The following is a 20,245-nucleotide window of genomic DNA, read 5'->3' as shown; positions in this document are numbered from 1 at the left end:
CCCCGGCCGTCAGGGAGCGCTTCCCGCCTGTTCCCGATTGCGCAGCGGCGCCGGCTTGCGTCCGTCCGGCAAGATGTCCCGGAGGTGGTCGTGAACCATGTCGGAGGTGAAGGGCTTCCCGATGAAGCGGGCGACCTCCGGCATCTCTCCCGGCTCCGGCCGCACGTGGCCGGACGCGACAACGATGGCGATGTGCGGCCACCGGCTGGCGGTCTCGCGTGCGACGGCGAAGCCGTTGCGCGTTCCCGGCATCTGCACGTCGGTGAAGAGCAGGACGATGACGGCATGCTCCCGGGCGAGGAGCGTCATGGCCTTGTCGCCGTCGCTCGCCTCGAAGGTCCGGAAGCCGGCATCCTGCAGGATGTCCATAGCATCCATGCGGATGAGGCCGTCATCGTCGACGACCAGGGCGCAGGGCTCGGGATGGGAAACGGACTCGCACATGCGGCGATAAGTCGTGATCGGGGAAGAAGGCTCCATTGCCTGGGACCGCTCGGGCGGGACTGCGTAGTGCGAGCGAAGCTTGACCTGTGATAGGGTCGTGCCGGGTCGGTGGTGAGGACGTACCGCCAGGCAATTGCGGGAGAGGGTTGGACCGGTGACGGACGTGATGGAGCGCAGGCGGTTCGAGGCGGAGTTCGCTCGGACAGGCGCGAGCACGGACCCGTTCGTGTCCGCGGTGCGCGCGACGCGCATGCCGATGGTGATCACTGACCCCGGCCAGCCCGACAACCCCATCGTCTTCGTCAACGACGCCTTCTGCCGGCTGACCGGTTACGCCTACGACGAGATCGTCGGCCGGAACTGCCGCTTCCTGCAGGGCCCGGCGACGGATATGGCGGACGTCGCCAAGGTCGGTGCGGCCATCGCGAGGCGGGAGTCCATCGAGATCGACCTCTTGAACTACAAGAAGGACGGGGAGACGTTCTGGAACCGGTTGCTTGTCTCGCCGGTGTTCGACCGGGACGGCGACCTGACGTTCTTCTTCGCTTCGCAGTTCGACGTGACCTTGGAGCGCGAACGCCTGGTGCGACTGCAGCAGGACCGCGACGCGTTGGAGGCCGCCTTCGAGCGCCGGACCGCCGCATTGAGCGACAGTGAGCAACGCCTGAGGTTCGTCCTCAAGGCTGGCCGGATGGGCACCTGCACCGTTGACCTGCAGAGCGGCTACACCGTCGCATCGGACGGCTGCAAGGCCATCTTCGGCCGACGGGCCGACGAGACGTTCCAGTACGCCGACCTGCTCGCGATGATCCACCCGGACGACATCGAGCGCATGCAGACGACCCTGGCGGCGTCCGTGGCGGACAAGGCGGACTACGAGGTCGAGTACCGGGTGAACATGCCCTCCGGCGAGGTGCGCTGGGTCGAGCTGCGCGGCCAGCCCTTCTACGCTCCGGACGGCACGCCGCTCAGCATGGTTTGCGTGTCCCTCGACATCACCGACCGCAAGCGGTCTGAGGAGCATCGGGCGCTCCTAGCAGACGAGCTCACCCACCGGGTCAAGAACTCGATGGCGACGGTGCAGTCAGTGGCGCTCCAGACCCTGCGCAACGCCTCCTCGCTGGAGGATGCGCAGGAGACCCTGGTCGCTCGGATCAAGTCCCTGGCGGCGGCCCACGACGTCCTGACCCGCGAGAGTTGGGCCGGAACGACCCTGAGCGAGGTCGTCGCGGAGGCCCTGCATGCCTTCCGCGACGACGCGAGGCAGCGCTTCCTGGTCAACGGCCCACTGGTCTGGCTGGACCCGCGCCTGACGCTCGCCTTCACGATGGCGTTCCACGAACTGGCGACCAACGCCGTCAAGTACGGAGCCCTCTCCAACGAAGGTGGCCGCGTCGTGGTGGACTGGGAGGTCCGGGACGCATCGACCTCGCCGCGGCTGCAGCTGCGCTGGGAGGAGGTCGGAGGCCCCTCGGTGGTCGCGCCATCGCGCACCGGGTTCGGGACGCGCCTGATCGAACGGGCGCTCGCGACGGAGATGGGAGGCACCGCCAGGATCGAGTATCACCCGCGCGGCATCGCGTTCCTGTTGGAGGCGCCCCTGCCAGACTGTGTCCCTCCCACCAACGTGACGGGTTCTCTCGTCTGAGCCGTCCTGCCTGGTAAAGGCACTCGACAACTGCTTGGCGGAGGTCGTCGGGTTCGTTGATGGCATGCCGGGGGACGCGGTCACGTCCGTGCCCGGCTGGCCGTCACCGGTGCCACAAACATCCGGCCCCGGACCAGCAGCGCCAAGGTCATGGCTGCGAGGCCGAGGACGAGGCCGTTCGCGGCCTGGAACAGCGCCGGGGCGAGGACGGCGAGCGCTCCGGCATCGCCTTGGGCGACCAGGCAAGTCGGGGCCGTGGCCAAAGCGTTCGCGCCGAAGCTGAAGGCCCACAGGCCCGGCACGGCGCCGGCCCTCGCGATCCACGGCGAGAGCCGGGCCAGGACCAGCATCTGGAGCAGGCCGTAGCCGATCAGGGCATGCGCGAGAAGGTCCAGAGCCCCGCCGCCGACCGAGAGGTAGGCCAAGCCGATCCGGCGCGCGCCGCGCGCTTCAGGAGAGACGTGCCATGGGCCACGGTCGCCGGGGCGCACGCAACGGCCCCCCCCCGCACGTCACGTCGCTCCTGGTCCCATGCGTGACGTGCGGGCACCATGCCGGCATGCAGACCGAAACTGAACGCGCCCGCTGGGCCGCTGCCTTCGCCGACCAGTTGGCCGGATTCGCGCCCGGCCCCTATCCGGAAGCGCCCGAGGAGGCGCCGGCCCGGCTCGCCTCTCCGGCGACGCGCCTCAAGCGGTCCCAGGAGAACGCCAAGGCGCGCGCCCAGCGCGCCCGCGACAAGGCAAAGCGGGCCGCGGAGCTTGACGCCGCCATCGCGCAGGGCCTGAGGTCGATCCTCCGCCAACGCCGGGTCTACGAACGGATGCGGGACGGCGAGGAGCTTTCGGGCATCGCCGTCCGCGTCGAACCCATTTTTGCCGAGGGGATGCGGTACCTCGTCGAGCACTGCGAGTGGGAGCGTCCGCTAGCCTCCCGCGCCCTAACGGCCCGTCTGCTGCGCCCGGCCAAGCCGCCGCCCGCGTAGCCGCCCTTGCCGCCCCACCACCGAGGCCGCCCCAAACCGGACAGCCTTTTTCATGCCGGGCGTGACGTTCGCGGCTGGCCCGATACGTGCGCCCCGGGGTGCTGGGCGTGCCGTACGCCGAAGTAACGGAGACGTCGCTGCAGGGGGGAATCCCAGCCTTAAGGGCACGTTTACCATCGCGCCCAGGGATTCCGTTACCGCAATCACAGGCTTCCCGCCGGCGACTCTTGGCAGGGGAATCGCGAGCTGCGATCTCCAATGCACACGCTGCTCCACGGAGGCCCGTCATGAGCTATCACCGCACCGCCCACGACGTCGCCGGCGCCTTCGACCGCGGCGTGCAGGGCCTCGCGATGAGCCTCGGCACGGTCCTGATCGAGCAGCGCATGGCGCGCCAGGCCGACTGCCAGGCCGCGAACGCGATCCGCGCCCAGACGGCGCGCCTCGTCTACGACCGAGTCTTCGCCGAGGAGATGGCCGCCCACCGCGCCGAGGCCGCCCGCCAGGAGCAGGCTGAGCGCGCCGAGCGGTTCCGGCTGCAGCGCCAGATGGCGGCGTTGGCGGCCAAGCGCGCCCGGGGCTAACACGTACCGCGCTGCGCACGATTCGTGCGCACGCAGCAAGAATCCAGGTCCCGGAGGACTGTAAACGCAAATAAAGAAGGCCGCCCCTCATTAGGGCGGCTTTCGTCATTCCGGCGGGGATGCGGGCGTCAGGCGGCCCGGGGGCGCGGCGCCGTGACGGGCTCGTAGCCGTGCTCGCGCATCACCGCCGCGACCTCGTCGACCTTCGCCTGGATCAAGGCGCGCCTTTCGCGGACGGGGCCGGCCAGGGCGGCGAGGCGCGCCTTCTCGGCGGCGGTCCACTCGGCAAGCGTCGGCACCTTCGGCAGCCCCTTGAGCATCCGCTCGCCCATGAGGTGCTGCCCGATGTGGCGGGCCTCGTACGCCAGAAGGGCCGCGCGCTCCTCGATGTCGAGGGCATCCAGGTAGGCGATGGCGCGCTCGTCGAGGACGCCCTTCGTGGGCTCGCCGCACGACACGAGATGGTTCCCGGCCGCGTAACCCCATTCCTCGCGGACGTCCGGCTCGACCACGTCGGCCTTGAGGATCTCGCGCGGGCGGTTGAGCTCGGCCATGAGCTCCTCCTCGGCGACCGCCTCCTCCTGCGGGGGCGTAGGGATGAGGGAAGCCGCGGCGCGCAGGACGAAGCGCGTGCCGTCCCAGACGAGCCTGGGGGCGCAGGCCATCGCGGCGAAGGCGGCGCGCATGACTGAAGCGAAGAACGAACGAAACGACATCGTGTGTCTCCTGACGTGTTGGGGATGCTGCGGGGGGCGGTTGAAATCGACTAGCGGCCCATCCTCGGGCCTCCGCCGCTTCGCCCCGAGCGCTCGACGGCTTCACGCAGGCTGAGCATCGGCTGGACGGGCGGGACGTGGGGCACGCCGCGGATCGTGGCGCGGCGGGCCAGATGGCGGTCGATCCGCGCTGGTAGGGACGCCGCGAGGGCGGCGACAGCCTCGTCCGGCAGGCCGCGCGCCCACTCCCTGACGTAGGCGGGCAGGTACCGGATGTCGTGGACCCGACCGCGGCGGGCGTAGACGAAAACGTCCCAGCCGGCGGTCCACGTGGCGGGGGGCTCGATGAGCGCGGCCGCGGCGCCTGCGCGGACGTCGGAGAGCTCCGCCGGCTCCGGCTCCGGCTCGACGACGGCGGCCGGCGCAGGGACCGGACGGACGGTCCGGAGGATGACGCGGCCGGCCTCTCAGGTGGTGACGGCGGCGATGGCGACGGCGATGTAGTCGAGCACGCGGGCCTACTCAGGCAGTGACGCCGAGCGCGCGGGCCTCGGCGTATGTCGCGCGGCGGACCCAGGCGTGCCGCCCCTGGACCTTGGCGCAGTAGACGAGCGCCCCGTCGCCGGTCGGGTAGGCCGTGTCTTCCTCCCATTCGTCACCGGGCGCGGTCACGATTCGCTTGAGGCGGTCGGTCCAGCGGGCCGCGAGGCAGGCGGCGCTCCGCGGCGCCCGCCGGGTCGACGAGGTCCTCGGCCGCCTGCTCCGACACCGCGACGAGAACGCTGCCCTGGACGGCGGCGTGGCCGCCGCGCGTGTCGACGACGGTCCCCTCGGGCGGAAGGCATCCGAGGCGCTCGACGCGGCGGAGGCGGCCGCCAGGGCGGGCCTCCAGCATCACGCTCCACATGGGGTCTCTCTCACGGGCAGGCTCCTGAAATACGGCGATGGACGTATCGTGCCACCCGTCGATGAAAGACGAAAGAGGCTATTTGAACTCCGCTTCTCCGTATTTTCTGGTGTCTATATGATACCGGAAATTCGCTCGGCAAGACGGCGTAGCGTCAACTTTGAAATAGGTCTTGTATTTTGCGAGGCGGGGCGTAATTTTATCGTCGTACCCCGGTTTCGTGGAGGCGCCTGTGGCGCGGGCACTGAGAGAGACTGACGTCGTCAGACGGTTGTTGGCTGCCTGCAAGGCCGCAGGCGGGCAGGCCCGCTGGGCGGAAATGGCGGGCGTGACCCCGCAATACGTCTGCGATGTCGCGAAAGGTCGTGCCCGTCCCGGAGAGGCAGTCCTCCGAGCCCTGGGGCTGCAGAAGGTGGTCCGTTACGTGCCGCGCGAGCCGGAGCCGGTCGAGCTCTGCGACGACGCCAGCGAGGTCCTCGTCCGCGCTCAGAGGATCTTCGCCTGATGCTCGGCTCCAGGGACTACGTCATGGCCCCGACGGGCCTCATCCTCCCCGGCAAGGTCGCCGCCGACCGTGCCCGCGCCGCCCGCAGGCCGAAGGCGATGGACTTCTTCGCCGGTGCCGGGGGCATGTCCCTCGGCCTGATCCAGGCCGGCTACGAGGTGGTGGCCGCCGCCGAATACGACTGCGGCGCGGTCGTCACGTACGGCCTGAACCTGTGCCGCTACAGGCAGTTCACGATGCACTTCGTGACGCCGGAGGACGGCGTCTGGATGGAGCGATTCCTCACCAAGCAGTTCAATCAGGCGGGCGTCACCGTCACCGACGGCGCCGTCAAGGTCGACGGCAAGCGCCTTGGCCTCGCCGGGACCGGGCTCATCTCGGGCGACCCGGCCATGTCGGGCGTGAGCCACGTGTTCGTTGGCAACGTCCGTAAGCTCACGTCCGAGCGCATCCTCGAAACGCTCGGCATGAACGCCGGGGAGCTCGACGTCGTCTGCGGAGGACCGCCCTGCCAGGGCTTCTCGAAGGGCGGCAAGCAGAACGTCTACGACCCCCGGAACGGCCTGGTCTACGAGTTCGCGCGCTTCATCGTTGAGCTCCAGCCCAAGGCCATGATCATGGAGGAAGTGCCAGAGGTCGCGACGATGATGGACCCGGACGGCGTGCCGGTGCTCGACAAGCTGCGCCGCATCCTGGAGGACGGGGATTTCCGAGGCTACGAAGCCTTCCGGAAGATGGCCCATGGCGGCCCGGACCGCGTCGAGGTCATGAGGGGCGCCACGCCCAAGCGCCTCGCCGCTGAGGCCAAGCGCGAACGCAAGGCAGCGGCCCGCGCCGCCAAAGCGAAGGCGGCCCGTCCCCACGGGCTGCCCGGCCAGATCGATCTCTTCGGGGAGGCTGCGTGATGCCCCGCGGTCTCGCTCATCCCGACGAGGATCTCTACGTCCGCCCGCCTCGTCGCCCAGGTCTGGGACCACTGCGGCGAGCACGCTATCCTGGAGCGCTGGTCCTGGCTCGGCAAATGGACCCTCGCGCGGTTAGCGGTCGAGGGGCGCGCCGAGGCTCGGCTGGCAGCCGGTGCCGCGCCGATTCGCGGTTACCACCGGTCGACGACGCCGGAGATGGAGGCCGAGGCGGTCGCCGCCGTGCTGCGCCTCGGGACGATAGACGCCGCCTGCGCCGCGACCGAGCTGCACTACACGACCGTGCGCCGCGCCCGTACCGAGGCCGGCGTCGAGCCGCCCCGTGTCGACCGTCGCGCCGTAGCGCTCCGGGCCGCCACCAGGCGGGCGAGGAGGGCGGCATGACCCGGCGCTGCGCCTTCGATTCCTACGACTTCGACGCCCGCCAGCGCGCCGTCGAGGAAGCCCACGAGGACGCGATGCACGCGGCCACGGTCTTCGCCTGCCAGGGCTGCGGCGAGGAGCATGACGTCGAGGACCGGGTGGTCCTGAGGGCGCACCCGGAGATGCCGGTGTTCTGCCACCACTGCGCGTTCTCCGATTTCCCCGGCAGGAGGGCGTGATGCCCAGGCCTATCGGGTGCCCCCTCTTCGTCGACGACCTCTACAGCCTGGACGCCGCCGACACCCGCAAGCGGCTCGCCCTCGTCATGGCGGCGTGCCGCGCCGCCTCCATCGAGGCCGGGAGCGACCGCATGCTCGACGGCATCCTGCGGCGCGTCGAGGGGGATTTCTTGTTCTCCGCCCGCATGGCCGTCGGCGAGCTCGCCGAGGCGCTGGCCGAGCACGAGGCCAAACGCGCTCCGGCACCTCCGGAGCCTCCCCCCGACCCGCCGCCGGTTCGCTACGCCCGTCTTCCCCGCATGCCTAGGACCTTGCCATGAGCAGCCCCGTTCACGTCCGCACTGTCGTCGAGTTCCCCGAGGTACCGGTCCGCGTCATCCCCGCCGATGGCATCCCCATCGGAGAAGGGCCGCTCATGTGGGCCATGGTCAACGTCGCGCGGCCGCAGGGCACCGTCATCGGAGTGCGTGTCTTCGCCTACGCCGGCGAGATCGACTTTCTAGACCTGTCGACGCTCCGGCACCGCGGTCGGGAGACGACTGTGACGGCGTGGGCGCCTGTCATCGCCGGAAGGCCCCGCATCGGGCCCACGCTCCGCGCAGCCTTGCAGGGCGGACTGGAGACCGTCGAGGTCACGGAGCACGGGCCGATCTACCGCACAGCCGCCTGACCCCAACACCAGGAGCCAACGCATGTCCCATCTCCGCCTCGTCCCCCCGTCACCAACGCCTGAGCCCGCCATGCCGCGCCTGTACGCGCCCCCGCCGGCGCCGGTCCGCGGCTTTCCGTACCCGTCGAGCGCGTTCGCCTCGCACGCCGGGCGCCTAGCTCCGTCGCGGCTCTACCCGGACCGCATCCCGGCGCCGCCCGGCGGCCGCGCGCATCTGACGGAGAACCCGTCCGACCTGGACTTCGAGCAGGCGGTTCTGGCGGGGATGGAGCGCCTTGCCGCCGGGCGCGAGCTCCGGGACCCCCTCGGCAAGCCGGTCGCCCCCCACGAGGTTCAGCGCTACGCGGGCCTGCGCGCCTCGGGGCTTGCCGGTCTGCAGGCGAGGATTCGCCCGCACCTCCGCCGGGACCATCCCTGGGCCGCGCAGGCCGCCGAGATGATGGAGCGCCTCGCGTCCGAGGAGAGGTACTGGTGGGGCGTATCCGGCCGGCGCCAAGCCTGACGCTCCCCCGTCGACGCGCCCGGCGGCAGGGGCGCCGATTCCCCCGCAACCCCCGGTTTCCGTGAGCGGACCGACCCATGCACTACTATGACGAGTTACGCGACAGCGCTGACCGCCACTTCAAAGACTGGCTCGCCCGGCTTGAGGCCGGCGACGCCTCCGCCCGCACGACGGCGTAGGGCCTTGGCGTCGATCTCGCCGGCCTGACGCCCGAGGCGGCCCTTGAGGCCGTGGCCGCCGCGTTCGTGTCCCAGGGCGCCTTCGAGCAGCTTCTCTATGCCTCCGCCATCTTCGGCGGCCCGGCCGACGATGACGCGACGGATTCCGCCGTCCACGTGATCTACGACCTCAACGAGGAGCGCGGCCTGTCCGAGGGCGAGCGCGAGACCCGCCTGCGCGACCGCATCGTCAAACGCATCCGTCTCGGGTCCTATGACACCGCCGACATCGAGTGGCTGGAGATCCGCGCCGCCGCCATGGAGGACGCCGAGGTGCTGAGGATGCAGCCCTTCGGCGAGGAGCGCATCCTGGAGTTCGCCCGCTGCGTCGTCAACGCCAGCACCCCGGAGACCGACTTCTGGACGCGCCGCGAGATTGCGCCGGACGAGCTGCACCTCATGCTGCGCGAGAGCGTGGGCGGCCGGGAGAGGGAGACGCGGCACAGCCTCCTGAGCGCCTAACTCCACGTGGTCTGCCAGGATGGGGGCGCGACGGAGTTCCTGTCGGCCTACGACGAGCACGTGGCCCTGGCGAGTTAACCAGTTGTTAACCGTGTTCAAGCACCGGATGGTCGTCGGATGGTCGCCGGCCCGCTCAAGTCTTGCAGATGGCACCGTCTCGTGGCATCTCGTGAGCGTCAGGCAAGGTCCGTTTCGACGGTAACCATGCCGCTCGATTCGATTCGACTATGCGTCCGCAATGGCCCTTCTTCCTGCGCATGGGGCGACCCGCCCCGCGTGGGAGTTTTGGCATGGGAGATCATGATACCGGTGGGCCGGTTTGGCCTGACCGCAGTCTGGAGGCAATGAAGACGCAGTGGTCGAAGGGGGAGTTCGCCTTCGGCATGCGTCCTCTGGCCGTCGGGCGCTACGTGCTCCGCGAGATGGCCGAGCGGGAAATCAAGAGGCTCCGTCGCGCGATGAAGCACGCGGACGGGCGCTTCCCTCTCGACGACTGGTACTGCGCCCTCGGCAACGTCGGGTTCGGCGTGCCGCAGCGCGAGGGGGAGCCGGTCACGTCGGAGCACATGGCGTTGATGTGCGAGTACTTAGGCATCGCTCGGGTCGATCGGCGGACCAACAAGTGGTCGTGGGAGCGCCTCCTCGCCGGGGCATTCGGCCTCGGGAGTATAGGCATCGTGTCGCGCATCTACGCCCGCGCGATGGGCCTGGAGGATGCTATCATCTTCCATGACGTCATCGGGGACGAGATGCGCGAGCGGCTCCGGGCGCAGCGCCAGGTGCTCATCGACTCCGGGTTCCTTGCCCCGGTGGCGTATGTTCGTCCGGCTCTCAACCGGTACTCGCCTGTCGCGTCCGAACACCGCGAGCACGAGCAGATGCCCCTGTTTGGGGGTATCGAGAGCGCAGCTCGGAAGGACGGGGAAGGCGAGGGCTAAGCTTACAGCCAGCGAGGGAGCCGGATTTCTTCCGGTTCCCTCGCTGGCCGTGGTCAGGTGCTCGCGAACCCGCAGCTCGAAGCCGTGCAATTCACGCGTAGCATTCGCCCGGCCCCTTTCATTCCATGGATTTCCAGCCTCTCCTGAGCTTGGCCGTTTTCACCTCGTCTTAGGGCGCCCAAACTGGCTCATCTACGTCCCTCTGCGGCTCCGTCACCATCTCTCCCGGGCGGGGTTTCACGCTGGCTAATGTGTGCCGTCGGGAAGCCCTCGGCCCGCGCGGCGGTTTGGGGGCCTCGGCCTAGCCCCGGGCGGCTTCGATCCAGCCGACGGTTTCGAGCGTGTGGCCGAGGCCGTGGACAAGCACGCCTCCCGCCACCGCGTGCTCTATGCCGCGGCGACGTGCGGCGGCTCCTACGATGACGAGGACGCCATCGAGATCGCCCCCGCCATCATGGCCGTCGTCGTCGCCGAGCGCGGATGCCCGAGGCCGAGCGCGAGACCCGGCGGCGCGACCGCATCGTCGCGCGGATTCGTGAGGGCTCGTACGACGAGGGCGGCGTCGAGCACTTGAAGATCCTCGCCGCGGGCATGACGGACGCTGAGATCCTGCGGATGGACCCCTTCGACGGCGAGGGGGTGAAAGAGCTTGGTCGCCGCGTCTTCACTTACGGCACGCCGGTGTGGGACCACTGGACGAGGCGCGCTATCCCTGCAGGCTACGGCCTTAACGGATTTGATTCGTGCGTACCAAAGGTTGAAATTAAGCCTCAAAACCACGCCTCTGCGGGTACTGATTTCAACCTGAGATTCGGCTTGGCCGCGCACTGCACGGCGTTTTCCGGCGAACGAATCAAATCCGTTAAGGCCGTAGCCCTGCAGGGGAGAGGTACCTCGTTCTCAAGGAGAGTCTGATGGGCCGCGAGCACGAGACGCGGCACATCCTCCTGAGCGCCTACCTCCACGTCGTCTGCGGGGACGGCAGCGCGACCGAGTACCTCGACGCCTACGACGAGCACATCGCCCTGGCGAGTTAACCACTCGTTAACCTTGTTCAAGCATCGGACGGTCGCCGGTCCGCTCAAGTCTTGCGGGCCGGCGCGGTTTTAAGGCATGTAGTGGAATGGCGTCGACGGTAACCACGACGCGAAGATCGACTCGACTGTCCAGGCCTCTTAGCCTTTCTTCCTGCGCATGGGGCGACCCGCCCCGCGTGGGAGATTTGCCGTGTCGGAGTATGGACTACGCCGGGAGCGCTACCCGGTCGGCGACTACGTCTGGGAGCACGTGACGGAGGCGGAGCGCGAGTGTCTCCGCGAGTTCACGGCTCTCACTGCCGAAGAGCACCGCTACGACCCGGTCTACTGCGCGCTGGGAAATGCGGGCATCGGTTCCCCGATGGAGGAGGACGAGCCGGTCGAGGACTGGCACGTTAAGAACATCCTGGAGAGGATGGCCTACGCCCGCCTCCTCGACGTGCCGACGGACGAGGGGGAGTGGCGCCACATCCTCTCGCTCGCGACGGACTCGGACGAGGGGGCGGCCCGCCTCGCGCGCCTCTTCGAGGAGGCCAGCGGGATCGACGACGAGGAGGCCTTCGACGAGGACGAGCGGTCGGACTTCATCGCCGAGTGGGCGCGGCAATGCGGGCGGCTCCGCGCGCTCGAACGGCTGGGCTCCTTCGAGGAGCCGCCCGCGCCCGCGCGTCCGTCCCTGGTCCGGTGGGCCGCGGAAGGGGGAGAGATTCCCGCTGTGGACAACGGGGGCGAGCAACTCGACCTGGGCGTCGACGGCAAGTAATTATTCACGACCAATCTTCGGCTCGGATGAACCTCTGTGAACGCGTTCGTCTGACTGTGTCACTACACCGCGCCCAAGGCACGGATGAACCACCGTTCGAAGTCGATCTACTTCGCTCGAATATACCGCGCTCCGTGCGCGGATGAACCTGACCACGGTACTGGCAACACGGTCACCTTTTCCCCGTGCCTCGGGCACGGATATCGTAAAGGGCTCTGCAGGGCCCACCTCCGTGGCGGCCACACACGGGTCAAAGTGGCCATGAACGCGCTGCCCGCCGGGAGGCCCTGCGGCGCGGTCGAAACCGAACCGCATTCCGAGAGGCGGGGCTAGTCGTCCCCGCCTTCGGCCTCCATCGCGCGCCCGAGCCGGATCTCCTCCGGCTCCTCGGGCGTCGCCGCCATCCGCTCCCGGATCTCCTCAAGCGCCGCCGGCCGGTATCCCCATCGGTCGACGCCGACGTCGCAGCTTTGCGCCGTGTCCGGCAGGAGCCCGTGCGTGTGCCCGAAACAGTGGCGCGCGCCGCGGAAGGCTCCCGGCCAGGCCCTCATCGGATAGTGCGAAAACACCCAGCGCTCCCCCGCCAACTTGTGCGTCGCCAGGTCGTGGACGGAGTGCCACGGCAGGCCGGTCGTCTTGGTCCGGTCGTGGTTCCCCCGGCACAGAATCTTGCGGCCGCGCAGGCGCCGGAAGATTGCGGCGAGATCGTCGGCGGTCCCCCCGAGCGCGAAGTCGCCGAGATGCCAGACCTCGTCGCGCGGGCCGACGACGGAGTTCCAGGCCGCGATCAGCGCCTCGTTGTGCTCCGCGACGTCGGCGAACGGGCGGCCGCACATTGCGAGCACGCCGGCGTGGTTGAAGTGCGTATCGGCGGTTACGAAAACGGTCATCGGGGCAGCCTCCTGCAGGGGCTGCCGCCGCGCGGTCACGCCCCGGAAATGGGTCTCGTCGGGATGGGGCGTATCGGGCGTTTCACCTGGGATCTCCGTCGACCGGCGTTCGTCGATTGCGTGGATCGCAGCTCGGGATTCGGGGGGCAAGCCGGCGCGGCGGGCTCCGACGAGTTATCCCTGGGCTCAAGTGGTTTCCGCTTCTGGGGCGGCTTGCGCTTCTTGCGGGGAGGGGGCTCGGGCAGGGGGATCAGCGCCAGTGCGGCGCGCTCCCGCTCGTAGGCCTCGACGACCGCGGCGACCCAAAGCTCCATCCCCTCTGCCTTGAGGGCCATGCGCTGGCCGCGGTCGTAGTGGAGCCGGGTGACCGCGGCGACGCGCTCCTTCTCGCTCTCGCCCTTGGCCTCCTTATGGGAAAGGATGGCGCTCGCCGCGCCGCCGAGCCGGCGGTCGCCGAGGAACGACCCCAGCGTGCGCCGGGCGTCGTGCGGCGTCCACGGTTCGATTCCGTGCAGCGCGAGAAGGTTCGCGCGCCCTGGCTTCGGGTCGCCGTATTGGTCGAGTCCCTCCAGGCGCCAGAGGAGCTTATTGACGGCGCTCTGGTGGGCATGACCGTCGCCGCGGACGGACGGGCACGCCCACGGCGACGGCTCGTCGAGCTCACCCCAGAGGCGCTTCAGCATCGCCAACGCCTGCGGGGGAAGCGGCAGGGCGTGGGGGCGGCTGCCGCTCTTGCCGCCCTTCATCTCGACGCCAGACCAATTCGCGCTGAGCCACCCCGGCATGCCGTCGATGGGGTAGAGGCGGTCGTGCCGCAGGATCGAGGTCTGGAAGGTCCGCTGCCCTGTCAGGACGGTCAGCCACAGCATCGCCAGCGTGCCGGGGCCGGTCGCGTGCTCCGTCTGTCCGAGGGACTTGTGTCGCTCGGCGAGCGCCAGTGTGCGGGCGAGCTCCTCGATCAGGGGCACGTGATCCCGGGCGCCCGAGCTGTACTCGATGCTCCACCGCAGCCACCATTCAAACTCGTAGACGTCGAGCCCGCTGACACCGGCGTTGTAGCGCCAGGCCCAGGACAGCGCCTCCTTGCCCTGCTGGACGACGCGATGGGCAGCGGAGGCGGTGTTCGACTTCACGACGGCGTTCCGGACGCCCTCCAGGTCCTTGATGCGGATGTCGGAGATAAGGCAGTCGCGGATGCGGTCGAACGCCTGGTGGCGCAGGTAGCTCTCGTATTGCGACCGGTAGTTCGCCTTCAGCTTCGGGAGCTTGACCGTGAGGAATTCATCGATGAGGTCGCGCCAGAGCCAAGGCCCGTGTGCGCGCCGGTCCGCCTCGGTTTGCGCCGGGGTGTCGTCGACGGCGGCCGAGATCTCCGACGCGGCGCCCTCGTCCCCGGTATGGCCCAGAGAGGCCTCGAACGCCGCGACCTGACGCCGTGGGTCCCGGCCGCGCTTGAGCGAGATCTTCGCCAGGGCGGCTTGGTCGCGCGCCTGCTGGACCGTGATGCGGTTGGCCTCGCCTAGCCGGACCGTGGCGTGCTCCGTCTTGAGCATGAACGTGCTGGCCGTCGGGGTCACCCTCAAGATGAGCCCAGGCGTCTGCGTGTCGGCGAACTCGATTCCGCGCCCCGGGACGCGCCCCTCCTCGATGAGCGTCTCGCCGCGGACGACGTGGTCGAGCCCGAGGACCACGCGCTTGCGGGTGTACGCCTTCGGCTTCTCCTTGGCCTTCGCAGCCGCCTTCGCCATGCCTCGCCGGCCCCCCGTTCCGCGTGATACCAGCCTGATACCAGCCGCAGGGATAAACGCCGCGCAATGGGGCTGGCTACGCAGGGATGGGGATTTCCGCTGTAATCTCAATGCGGTGGTTAATGGAATGGGCCGGCAATCTAGGGCGAAATTTAGTCGAGGGATCAGCCTTCCAAGCTGAATACGAGGGTTCGATTCCCTTCACCCGCTCCAGCTTTTCTACCTTGCAACGCAAGGCCTTAGACTGCCCTACCGTTGGGCTCGCGTTCCCCACGTTCCTCGCCGCGTTCCCTATGCCTGTTCAGGCCCCGTTCTGGCTCGCCCGGTGCTTGAGCCCGAGGTTTGCCACAGCGCGCGACTTGCCGAGTCTGCCCCGCACGTAGCGGGCCGTGGTCGACATCGTTGCGTGGGCCGCCACGGTCTTCAGCGAATCGAGATCCGCACCGGCCTCGTCACCCTCGGTGATCGCGCCGGCCCGAGCGTCCATGTTGCGAACCTCGTCGGGGACGCCCGCCGCCTTCGCGACCTTGCGCCACTCCCGGGTGAAGACCCATTCGGCGTAGGGCTTGCCCGTCGCCTCGTTGATGATGAGCGGCCCGACGCGGCGGTCAGTTGGAACGTGCTTCAGCAGGTCCAGCACGATCGGACAGAGCTTCAGGTCGTGGGCGGCGAATGCCCCCGTCTTCGTCTTGGCCTTGCGAATCACCAGATCCGCGGCGAGGTCGGACCATGTCAGGCCGTTCTGCCAGCGCCGGCCATTGATCACGATGCCAGCAGCTTCGCTGCCGTCGGTGATCGGCATCCACTCGCCGATCACGTCCCGCTGGCGCAACGCCGTCTCGAACTGGATCGCGGTCGCGAGCGCGAGGGACAGCCGCCCCATCTCCTGCGCCTTGGTGGCGAATGCCTCGACGTGCGCCAGCTGCATCGCGATTCGCCGCCGGGCCGGCTGAGAGTACCGCGCTTGCGATAGCACGGTGTGGAGGCGCTGGCAGTCCGGCAACTCGTCCATGATCCCTGTAGGCGAACAGCTCGCGCAGCTTCTTGATCATGCCATAGGCGCGGCGGATCCGCTCCGGCCCGCCTGGGTCCTTCGGCTTCTTCGCCTCGTTGTACCAGCGGCGGAAGTCCTCGTTCTTGAGGTAAGCGAGCACCCGCTGCCCGAAGGCCTTTTCGATCAGCCGCAGCGTGCTCAGATCCGTCCGCCGGGTGTTGTGCTTCATGTTCGTGTTGAACGGGCTCGCCTCGTCGCTCTGGTACCGGCGCGAGAGGCTGGTCAGCGTGCCGTCGAATCGGTTCGGGTCGCGCTTGTGCCCGGACGACCACTCCAGCATCTCGGCCTGCAGCCGCAGGCAGGCCGCCGAGAGCGGGGCCGCGTCGTCTGGCTCGTCGAGGCGGTAGGGGAGGCGAACCGTTTTCGGTTCGTATCCCTGCTTCACAAGGTCGGCGCGTGCCACCCAAACCGGCACGTCCGGTCCGCCCTTCCGCGTTCGGCGTTTCAGACCGGGTGTTGGAAAATCAGAAGGCATCGAGGTTCTCCACTCCGTCGGGCGCCATTGGCTCGACGGTGGAGAGACCGTAGCGCCTCAGGAAGTAGGCCTGAACCGCAGGCCACGGCCGGCCGCCCATCAACGGATCGACTTTCCGTAGGCCGTCGCGCTCCAGGATCTTCGCCTTCGTCGCCCACTCGGTCGGGCTCTGGCTAAGGCGCCGGGCCACCTCGGCCTCGCATGGAAAGAGGCCCTGGTTTCGGGGGGATGGGCGCGGCATGGTCAGGATCGCTCACATCTTTCGGAAGCCCGCTGGAACGTATCGGGCGTTAAATCGTAGTTCGGGCAGATGAGGCGCGCGTGAGCAGCGCCCAACACCTCACACCCGAAAGCTGTACGGTCATGTTGCTCTTCGAAGTGACGGACGCCCTTGGCGTGGGCGGCCTCTTCCGCGATGTCATGAAGCCGCTCGATACCTATCTTTCCAACGGTGAGGTCGAGACAGGTCGGTCGATCGTGCATAGCGATGCCGATCCGTCGGCGACTGCGCTGCGTGACGGTGGCATCCGGCGCAACGCCATTCGCCGCGCGCCGGAGACCGTCTCGGCTTACGGTTGAAAGTCGCGACCTCACTGCGCGGCCGCCCGCGGAATCAGGCAGCCAAGCCATTGATCTCATGCAGATATTTTCGGAATGGCGTCCGAAATCTGGGCAGCAGAATCACTGCCGCGCAAGGCGGCCGCGAGTTGCTGCAGGTACTGTCCGCCCGCGCACATCGGCTCGAATTCCTCGCTCTCTCGGGCGTAGAACTCGGCCAGGGCGAACAGTCCGGCTCGCGTGGTCGGCAGGATAGTGGTCAGCGTCTGGAAGGCCGCCGAACTCGCATCGGCCGCGGCGTTGGCGCGACGCACCTGCTGCCCATCGTCGTTCTCGTCGAGGCCTGACAGCGCCGCGGTAGGGGCCGCCTCCGCGGTCTCGGCCGTGGCGATGGCTTGGTGGGATCGGATCAGGGCCCACCGCCGGCCAGCACGCGCAAGCGAGTACCGTGAGATCTGCGACGCGGATCTGCGCGGCCCCGTAGGTCGGCTGGTGGGCCTGCGCGAACTCGGCCTCGTCCGCGAGCCACCAGCGCAAGTGCTTGAGGAGCTTCACCGCACCAGCCGACGTAGTGCAGGCCGTCGTGACCAGGACGTCGCCGGCCTCGCGGTAGGCCTCCTCGGCGAGGATGGATGCCTTGCCGTCGGGCGCCACCTGGAACGCGTCGTAGGCGGCGCGGTGGGTGGCGATGCCTACGAGGACGGGATCGGGCTCGGTCATGCCGATCCTCCCGACGCCATGCCGTCCACGAACAGGTCGGGCTTCATCTCGGCCGCGCGTGCCCAGACTTCCGTCACGACCTCGTGGCTGAGGAGTTCCTGGGCGGCGAGGATGAAGGCGCGGCGCCGGCCGTCCTTGGCGGAAGAGGCGGCCAGGGTGTCGGCGGTATGTGCTTGGTCCCGCTCGGCTCGCCGAAGGGTGCCGATCCGTTCCTGCAGCCGTGGGCGGATCCGGCGCTTGCGCTTGCGCTTGTGCGCGGTGGTGGCGCGTCGTCGCCACTCCGGGTCCGCGCCACGCAGGTCGGCGGCGGACAGCTGGTCCTCGATCCGGGCGATCTCGCCGTCGAGGACCGCCGAAGCTGGCGCCCCTCCTCGGCGGTCGGGATGTCGTCGAGGTGGATGGCGCGTCCATCAATCAGCAGAACGTCGATCCCGACGAGGCCGCGGGTGGGAGGAATGCGACCGATCGCGTTCATGCCTGCGCCTCCGCCAGGAAGTCGGCGTCATCGGGCGCGGCCTTGCCGGACTGAGCCCAGGCGGGCAGCGATCCGCTGCCGGTCCAGGCCGCCCGATCGCGGTCATCGTGATCCGGCTCGTCGCCGAAGCCGGTGAACCCCGGCGGCAGGCTCTCTCCGGTGGCGCCCAGGATCGCGCGGGCCGCAAGGGTCAGGTACAGGCCCGCGTCGCTGTCGGCGGCGCGCCCCTCGGCCGCTATCGCCATCGCCAGGCCGGTGACGCGCAGGCCGTCCGGGGTGACCGGGGCCGGCAAGGCGAGGATGCGCAGGATGATCCTCCCTCGGTTTCGCGGACACCTCTGATACGCTCGTTACGGGCGGGGAAGGTGTTTGATGGCGAAGACACGACGCGAGTTCACCCCCGAGTTCAAACGCGAGGCGGTCGCCCTTCTCGAGAGCAGCGGCCGGTCGCAGATGCAGATCGCCGCCGAGCTCGGGATCCAGCCCTCCATGCTGCGCCAGTGGCGAACCGTGCTGATGGACGGCTCCGTGCAACAGCGACCCGCCGGCGCGCCGGGCTCCGCTCCTACGAGCCCGGTTGCCTCGCCGTCCGATCAGGCAGCCGAGATCGCCCGCCTGCGCCGTGAGCTCGACCGGACGCGCATGGAGCGCGACGTGCTAAAAAAAGCGATCGGCATCTTTGCGCAGATGCCCAGATGACGTTCGCCTTCATCGAGCCGCATGCGACCACCTGGCCGGTGCGTCTCATGTGCCGCGTGCTCGGAGTGTCCCCCAGCGGGGACTACGGCTGGCGATCACGTCCCGAGAGCGCCCGGTCGGCCTCCAATCCAACCGGCAACTCCTCGACGACGTGCAGCGGATCCATGCCGAGCATCAGAGGCGATACGGTTCGCCTCGGGTGCATGCCGCCTTGCGCGCGGAGGGCCGCGCAGCCAGCCGTGGGCGGGTGGAGCGCCTGATGCGCCGCCATGGCATCCGGGCGCTGGCGGGACGTCGGTTCCGGCCCTGCACGACCGACAGTCGACACGACCTGCCGATCGCCTCCAACCTGCTCAAGCAGCTTTTCTCGGCCGCGTTGCCCAACCAGTCTGGCTGGCAGACATCACCTATCTGCCCACGGCAGAAGGATGGCTCTACCTGGCCGCCGTCCTCGATCTGGCCACCGGCAAGATCGTCGGCTGGTCGATGCGCGACCACATGCGGACTGAACCGACGTCGACCGCTCTGATGATGGCCACCCAACGGCAGCGACCTCCTGCAGGGCTCATCTGTCACTCGGATCGCGGCAGCCAGTACGCAGCGGAGGCTTACCGCAGGCAACTCGCCGACATCCACGCGATCCCCTCCATGAGCCGCGCCGGCTGCTGCTACGACAATGCCCCGATGGAGAGCTTCTTCCACACCCTCAAGGTCGAACTCGTCCACCAGCGACGATGGGCGACCCGCGATGAGGCCCGCCGCGACCTGTTCGCCTACATCGAGGGCTACTACAATCGACAGCGCCTCCACTCGGCTCTCGGCTACATAACCCTCGAGCAGGCCGAGCGGAACGCAGGCTAATCCCGTGTCCGCGAAAACGGGGGAGGATCACAACCGAGATCCTGCTCAGCCAAGCCCCGTAGCCGTCCACAGAAACGGTTCTTGCTCACTTTGCGTGGATGGCGGTGGATCGCCTCGGGCCGATGATGGCCTGATCCGCCCTCCCCATCGTGGGAGGCATGAACATTCCCTTCGCCATCCCCGAGTGCCGCGTTGCGCATCTCGTCGAACGACACGACGATCACCTCGTCGTCCCGGTGCGACTGGACACAGCCGGCGGCCGGTGCCCCGAGTGCGGGCAGGCGAGCCGGTCCGTCCATGGCCGCTACCACCGCCATCCCGCCGATCTGCCGCTGTCAACATCGCAGACCAAGCTCCGCATCGAGGTGCGGCGGTTCTACTGCCTCAACCCGACCTGCCGACGCCGCACCTTCGCCGAGATGCCTACGGACCTCCTCGCACCGCACGCCCGGCGCACGCGGCGGCTTGGCGAGGCGCAGGCCAGGGTCGGCCTCGCCTGCGGCGGTGCAGGCGGCGCGCGTCTTCTCGCGCACCTCCACATGCCGGCAAGCCGCGCGACCGTGCTGCGGCTCGTCACCCGCATGCCGATGCCCGATACGCCGGCTCCCATCCGGGTCGGCATCGACGACTGGGCGATCAGGAAGGGCAGCCGTTACGGCACGATCGTCGTCGACCTCGACCGTCACCGCGTCGTCGATCTCCTGCCGGATCGCACGGCACCCACGGTGGCCGGCTGGCTCGAACGGCACTCTGGCGTCGAACTCGTCGCCCGGGATCGCTCGACCGAGTACGCGCGAGGCGCAAGCCTCGGCGCTCCCCAGGCGCAACAGGTCGCCGATCGCTGGCACCTGCTCAGCAATA

The 20,245-nt window shown here is 68.9% G+C and carries 30 protein-coding genes and 1 pseudogene; 20 read left to right on the top strand and 11 right to left on the bottom strand.

The features are described 5' to 3' along the window. Window positions 1-9 precede the first annotated feature (9 nt). Window positions 10-444, bottom strand: a complete 435-nt coding sequence (locus HPY23_RS14445) for a response regulator (protein ID WP_200602047.1) — start codon at window positions 442-444, stop codon at window positions 10-12. 154 nt (window positions 445-598) lie between these two features. Here HPY23_RS14445 and HPY23_RS14440 point away from each other — a divergent pair, with 154 nt between their 5' ends. Continuing rightward, on the top strand, window positions 599-2,092 hold the full coding sequence (locus HPY23_RS14440; RefSeq protein ID WP_413231137.1) for a PAS domain S-box protein: 1,494 nt from the start codon (window positions 599-601) through the stop codon (window positions 2,090-2,092). An 80-nt stretch (window positions 2,093-2,172) separates the two neighbouring features. On the opposite strand, the gene HPY23_RS14435 is transcribed toward HPY23_RS14440, so the two are convergent. After that, window positions 2,173-2,517, bottom strand: coding sequence for a TDT family transporter (locus tag HPY23_RS14435; RefSeq protein WP_236012929.1), 345 nt, complete (start codon window positions 2,515-2,517; stop codon window positions 2,173-2,175). 134 nt (window positions 2,518-2,651) lie between these two features. Between HPY23_RS14435 and HPY23_RS14430 the strand changes: the two genes are divergently transcribed. After that, window positions 2,652-3,077, top strand: a complete 426-nt coding sequence (locus HPY23_RS14430) for a hypothetical protein (RefSeq protein ID WP_200602048.1) — start codon at window positions 2,652-2,654, stop codon at window positions 3,075-3,077. 287 nt (window positions 3,078-3,364) lie between these two features. Then, window positions 3,365-3,661 (top strand): hypothetical protein, encoded by a 297-nt coding sequence (locus tag HPY23_RS14425; RefSeq protein WP_200602049.1) that lies wholly within the window; start codon window positions 3,365-3,367, stop codon window positions 3,659-3,661. A gap of 128 nt (window positions 3,662-3,789) precedes the next feature. Here the strand turns inward: HPY23_RS14425 and HPY23_RS14420 are convergent, their stop codons facing one another. From HPY23_RS14420 to HPY23_RS14410, 3 genes are all read right to left on the bottom strand, one after another. Continuing rightward, on the bottom strand, window positions 3,790-4,377 hold the full coding sequence (locus HPY23_RS14420) for a hypothetical protein (RefSeq protein WP_200602050.1): 588 nt from the start codon (window positions 4,375-4,377) through the stop codon (window positions 3,790-3,792). A gap of 522 nt (window positions 4,378-4,899) precedes the next feature. Then, window positions 4,900-5,049, bottom strand: a complete 150-nt coding sequence (locus HPY23_RS14415) for a hypothetical protein (RefSeq protein ID WP_200602051.1) — start codon at window positions 5,047-5,049, stop codon at window positions 4,900-4,902. Beyond that, window positions 5,033-5,272, bottom strand: coding sequence for a hypothetical protein (locus tag HPY23_RS14410; protein WP_200602052.1), 240 nt, complete (start codon window positions 5,270-5,272; stop codon window positions 5,033-5,035). Before HPY23_RS14410 ends, HPY23_RS14415 begins: the two co-directional genes overlap by 17 nt. Before the next feature lie 340 nt (window positions 5,273-5,612). On the opposite strand from HPY23_RS14410, the gene HPY23_RS14405 reads away from it, so the two are divergent. From HPY23_RS14405 to HPY23_RS14355, 12 genes are all read left to right on the top strand, one after another. Further along, window positions 5,613-5,789, top strand: a complete 177-nt coding sequence (locus HPY23_RS14405; protein ID WP_200602053.1) for a hypothetical protein — start codon at window positions 5,613-5,615, stop codon at window positions 5,787-5,789. A gap of 98 nt (window positions 5,790-5,887) precedes the next feature. Continuing rightward, a complete protein-coding gene (locus HPY23_RS14400) occupies window positions 5,888-6,694 on the top strand; it encodes a DNA cytosine methyltransferase (RefSeq protein ID WP_200602070.1) in 807 nt (268 codons plus the stop codon). A 216-nt stretch (window positions 6,695-6,910) separates the two neighbouring features. Next, on the top strand, window positions 6,911-7,096 hold the full coding sequence (locus tag HPY23_RS14395; protein ID WP_200602054.1) for a hypothetical protein: 186 nt from the start codon (window positions 6,911-6,913) through the stop codon (window positions 7,094-7,096). Beyond that, window positions 7,093-7,314 carry a hypothetical protein gene (locus tag HPY23_RS14390; protein WP_200602055.1) on the top strand — a complete coding sequence of 74 codons (222 nt, stop codon included), beginning with the start codon at window positions 7,093-7,095 and terminating at the stop codon, window positions 7,312-7,314. Before HPY23_RS14395 ends, HPY23_RS14390 begins: the two co-directional genes overlap by 4 nt. Beyond that, window positions 7,314-7,634, top strand: a complete 321-nt coding sequence (locus HPY23_RS14385) for a hypothetical protein (RefSeq protein ID WP_200602056.1) — start codon at window positions 7,314-7,316, stop codon at window positions 7,632-7,634. Before HPY23_RS14390 ends, HPY23_RS14385 begins: the two co-directional genes overlap by 1 nt. Next, window positions 7,631-7,984 (top strand): hypothetical protein, encoded by a 354-nt coding sequence (locus tag HPY23_RS14380; protein WP_200602057.1) that lies wholly within the window; start codon window positions 7,631-7,633, stop codon window positions 7,982-7,984. Before HPY23_RS14385 ends, HPY23_RS14380 begins: the two co-directional genes overlap by 4 nt. Before the next feature lie 70 nt (window positions 7,985-8,054). Beyond that, a complete protein-coding gene (locus tag HPY23_RS14375) occupies window positions 8,055-8,486 on the top strand; it encodes a hypothetical protein (RefSeq protein WP_200602058.1) in 432 nt (143 codons plus the stop codon). A 230-nt stretch (window positions 8,487-8,716) separates the two neighbouring features. Further along, window positions 8,717-9,166 carry a hypothetical protein gene (locus tag HPY23_RS14370; protein WP_200602059.1) on the top strand — a complete coding sequence of 150 codons (450 nt, stop codon included), beginning with the start codon at window positions 8,717-8,719 and terminating at the stop codon, window positions 9,164-9,166. Between the two features lie 344 nt (window positions 9,167-9,510). Then, window positions 9,511-10,104 carry a hypothetical protein gene (locus HPY23_RS14365; protein ID WP_200602060.1) on the top strand — a complete coding sequence of 198 codons (594 nt, stop codon included), beginning with the start codon at window positions 9,511-9,513 and terminating at the stop codon, window positions 10,102-10,104. A 480-nt stretch (window positions 10,105-10,584) separates the two neighbouring features. Continuing rightward, the gene (locus tag HPY23_RS14360; RefSeq protein WP_200602061.1) at window positions 10,585-11,019 is read left to right on the top strand and encodes a hypothetical protein; all 435 of its coding nucleotides are present in this window, start codon (window positions 10,585-10,587) and stop codon (window positions 11,017-11,019) included. Continuing rightward, window positions 11,019-11,141: a hypothetical protein gene (locus tag HPY23_RS33580; RefSeq protein ID WP_268926710.1), complete on the top strand. Its 123-nt coding sequence runs from the start codon at window positions 11,019-11,021 to the stop codon at window positions 11,139-11,141. The genes HPY23_RS14360 and HPY23_RS33580 overlap by 1 nt, the downstream gene beginning before the upstream one ends. A gap of 190 nt (window positions 11,142-11,331) precedes the next feature. After that, window positions 11,332-11,904, top strand: coding sequence for a hypothetical protein (locus tag HPY23_RS14355; protein ID WP_200602062.1), 573 nt, complete (start codon window positions 11,332-11,334; stop codon window positions 11,902-11,904). A gap of 329 nt (window positions 11,905-12,233) precedes the next feature. Here the strand turns inward: HPY23_RS14355 and HPY23_RS14350 are convergent, their stop codons facing one another. The 4 genes from HPY23_RS14350 to HPY23_RS14335 all read right to left on the bottom strand — a co-directional run bounded on the left by HPY23_RS14350 (window position 12,234) and on the right by HPY23_RS14335 (window position 16,261). Beyond that, a complete protein-coding gene (locus tag HPY23_RS14350; RefSeq protein ID WP_329618833.1) occupies window positions 12,234-12,833 on the bottom strand; it encodes a metallophosphoesterase family protein in 600 nt (199 codons plus the stop codon). Then, on the bottom strand, window positions 12,830-14,542 hold the full coding sequence (locus HPY23_RS14345) for an integrase arm-type DNA-binding domain-containing protein (protein WP_200602063.1): 1,713 nt from the start codon (window positions 14,540-14,542) through the stop codon (window positions 12,830-12,832). The genes HPY23_RS14350 and HPY23_RS14345 overlap by 4 nt, the downstream gene beginning before the upstream one ends. Before the next feature lie 301 nt (window positions 14,543-14,843). After that, window positions 14,844-15,470 carry a site-specific integrase gene (locus HPY23_RS33085; protein ID WP_236012930.1) on the bottom strand — a complete coding sequence of 209 codons (627 nt, stop codon included), beginning with the start codon at window positions 15,468-15,470 and terminating at the stop codon, window positions 14,844-14,846. Between the two features lie 590 nt (window positions 15,471-16,060). Then, window positions 16,061-16,261, bottom strand: coding sequence for a hypothetical protein (locus HPY23_RS14335; RefSeq protein ID WP_329618832.1), 201 nt, complete (start codon window positions 16,259-16,261; stop codon window positions 16,061-16,063). A gap of 131 nt (window positions 16,262-16,392) precedes the next feature. Here HPY23_RS14335 and HPY23_RS14330 point away from each other — a divergent pair, with 131 nt between their 5' ends. Continuing rightward, a complete protein-coding gene (locus tag HPY23_RS14330; RefSeq protein WP_200602065.1) occupies window positions 16,393-16,650 on the top strand; it encodes a hypothetical protein in 258 nt (85 codons plus the stop codon). A gap of 56 nt (window positions 16,651-16,706) precedes the next feature. Here the strand turns inward: HPY23_RS14330 and HPY23_RS14325 are convergent, their stop codons facing one another. Beyond that, window positions 16,707-16,943, bottom strand: a complete 237-nt coding sequence (locus tag HPY23_RS14325) for a hypothetical protein (protein ID WP_200602066.1) — start codon at window positions 16,941-16,943, stop codon at window positions 16,707-16,709. A gap of 877 nt (window positions 16,944-17,820) precedes the next feature. Then, complete coding sequence (locus HPY23_RS14320) at window positions 17,821-18,117, bottom strand: hypothetical protein (RefSeq protein WP_200602067.1); 297 nt, start codon at window positions 18,115-18,117, stop codon at window positions 17,821-17,823. 79 nt (window positions 18,118-18,196) lie between these two features. Between HPY23_RS14320 and HPY23_RS33575 the strand changes: the two genes are divergently transcribed. The 4 genes and pseudogenes from HPY23_RS33575 to HPY23_RS14310 form a co-directional block, all read left to right on the top strand. Beyond that, window positions 18,197-18,523 carry a transposase gene (locus HPY23_RS33575; RefSeq protein WP_268926711.1) on the top strand — a complete coding sequence of 109 codons (327 nt, stop codon included), beginning with the start codon at window positions 18,197-18,199 and terminating at the stop codon, window positions 18,521-18,523. Between the two features lie 49 nt (window positions 18,524-18,572). Further along, a pseudogene (locus HPY23_RS33570) lies at window positions 18,573-18,761 on the top strand (IS3 family transposase); the annotation flags it as partial. After that, on the top strand, window positions 18,707-19,384 hold the full coding sequence (locus HPY23_RS33565) for an IS3 family transposase (RefSeq protein WP_329618834.1): 678 nt from the start codon (window positions 18,707-18,709) through the stop codon (window positions 19,382-19,384). The pseudogene HPY23_RS33570 and the gene HPY23_RS33565, both read left to right, overlap by 55 nt. Window positions 19,385-19,542: 158 nt before the next feature. Further along, window positions 19,543-20,245: ISL3 family transposase (locus HPY23_RS14310; RefSeq protein WP_200602068.1), on the top strand; the 703-nt coding region annotated here is incomplete at its 3' end.

It is taken from the genome of Methylobacterium ajmalii, assembly GCF_016613415.1.
GTDB lineage: Bacteria > Pseudomonadota > Alphaproteobacteria > Rhizobiales > Beijerinckiaceae > Methylobacterium > Methylobacterium ajmalii.
The sequence above is the reverse complement of the archived record's forward strand: the minus strand, read 5'-3'. Positions and strand labels throughout refer to the sequence as shown.

Excerpts from the sequence above, each read along its gene's own strand:
- HPY23_RS14445 (WP_200602047.1), bottom strand. The coding sequence starts at position 444 with ATGTGCGAGTCCGTTTCCCATCCCGAGCCCTGCGCCCTGGTCGTCGAC.
- HPY23_RS14430 (WP_200602048.1), top strand. The coding sequence starts at position 2,652 with ATGCAGACCGAAACTGAACGCGCCCGCTGGGCCGCTGCCTTCGCCGAC.
- HPY23_RS14425 (WP_200602049.1), top strand. The coding sequence starts at position 3,365 with ATGAGCTATCACCGCACCGCCCACGACGTCGCCGGCGCCTTCGACCGC.
- HPY23_RS14420 (WP_200602050.1), bottom strand. The coding sequence starts at position 4,377 with ATGTCGTTTCGTTCGTTCTTCGCTTCAGTCATGCGCGCCGCCTTCGCC.
- HPY23_RS14410 (WP_200602052.1), bottom strand. The coding sequence starts at position 5,272 with ATGCTGGAGGCCCGCCCTGGCGGCCGCCTCCGCCGCGTCGAGCGCCTC.
- HPY23_RS14400 (WP_200602070.1), top strand. The coding sequence starts at position 5,888 with ATGGACTTCTTCGCCGGTGCCGGGGGCATGTCCCTCGGCCTGATCCAG.
- HPY23_RS14395 (WP_200602054.1), top strand. The coding sequence starts at position 6,911 with ATGGAGGCCGAGGCGGTCGCCGCCGTGCTGCGCCTCGGGACGATAGAC.
- HPY23_RS14390 (WP_200602055.1), top strand. The coding sequence starts at position 7,093 with ATGACCCGGCGCTGCGCCTTCGATTCCTACGACTTCGACGCCCGCCAG.
- HPY23_RS14385 (WP_200602056.1), top strand. The coding sequence starts at position 7,314 with ATGCCCAGGCCTATCGGGTGCCCCCTCTTCGTCGACGACCTCTACAGC.
- HPY23_RS14380 (WP_200602057.1), top strand. The coding sequence starts at position 7,631 with ATGAGCAGCCCCGTTCACGTCCGCACTGTCGTCGAGTTCCCCGAGGTA.
- HPY23_RS14375 (WP_200602058.1), top strand. The coding sequence starts at position 8,055 with ATGCCGCGCCTGTACGCGCCCCCGCCGGCGCCGGTCCGCGGCTTTCCG.
- HPY23_RS14365 (WP_200602060.1), top strand. The coding sequence starts at position 9,511 with ATGAAGACGCAGTGGTCGAAGGGGGAGTTCGCCTTCGGCATGCGTCCT.
- HPY23_RS14360 (WP_200602061.1), top strand. The coding sequence starts at position 10,585 with ATGCCCGAGGCCGAGCGCGAGACCCGGCGGCGCGACCGCATCGTCGCG.
- HPY23_RS33580 (WP_268926710.1), top strand. The coding sequence starts at position 11,019 with ATGGGCCGCGAGCACGAGACGCGGCACATCCTCCTGAGCGCCTACCTC.
- HPY23_RS14345 (WP_200602063.1), bottom strand. The coding sequence starts at position 14,542 with ATGGCGAAGGCGGCTGCGAAGGCCAAGGAGAAGCCGAAGGCGTACACC.
- HPY23_RS33085 (WP_236012930.1), bottom strand. The coding sequence starts at position 15,470 with ATGCAGCTGGCGCACGTCGAGGCATTCGCCACCAAGGCGCAGGAGATG.
- HPY23_RS33575 (WP_268926711.1), top strand. The coding sequence starts at position 18,197 with ATGGCGAAGACACGACGCGAGTTCACCCCCGAGTTCAAACGCGAGGCG.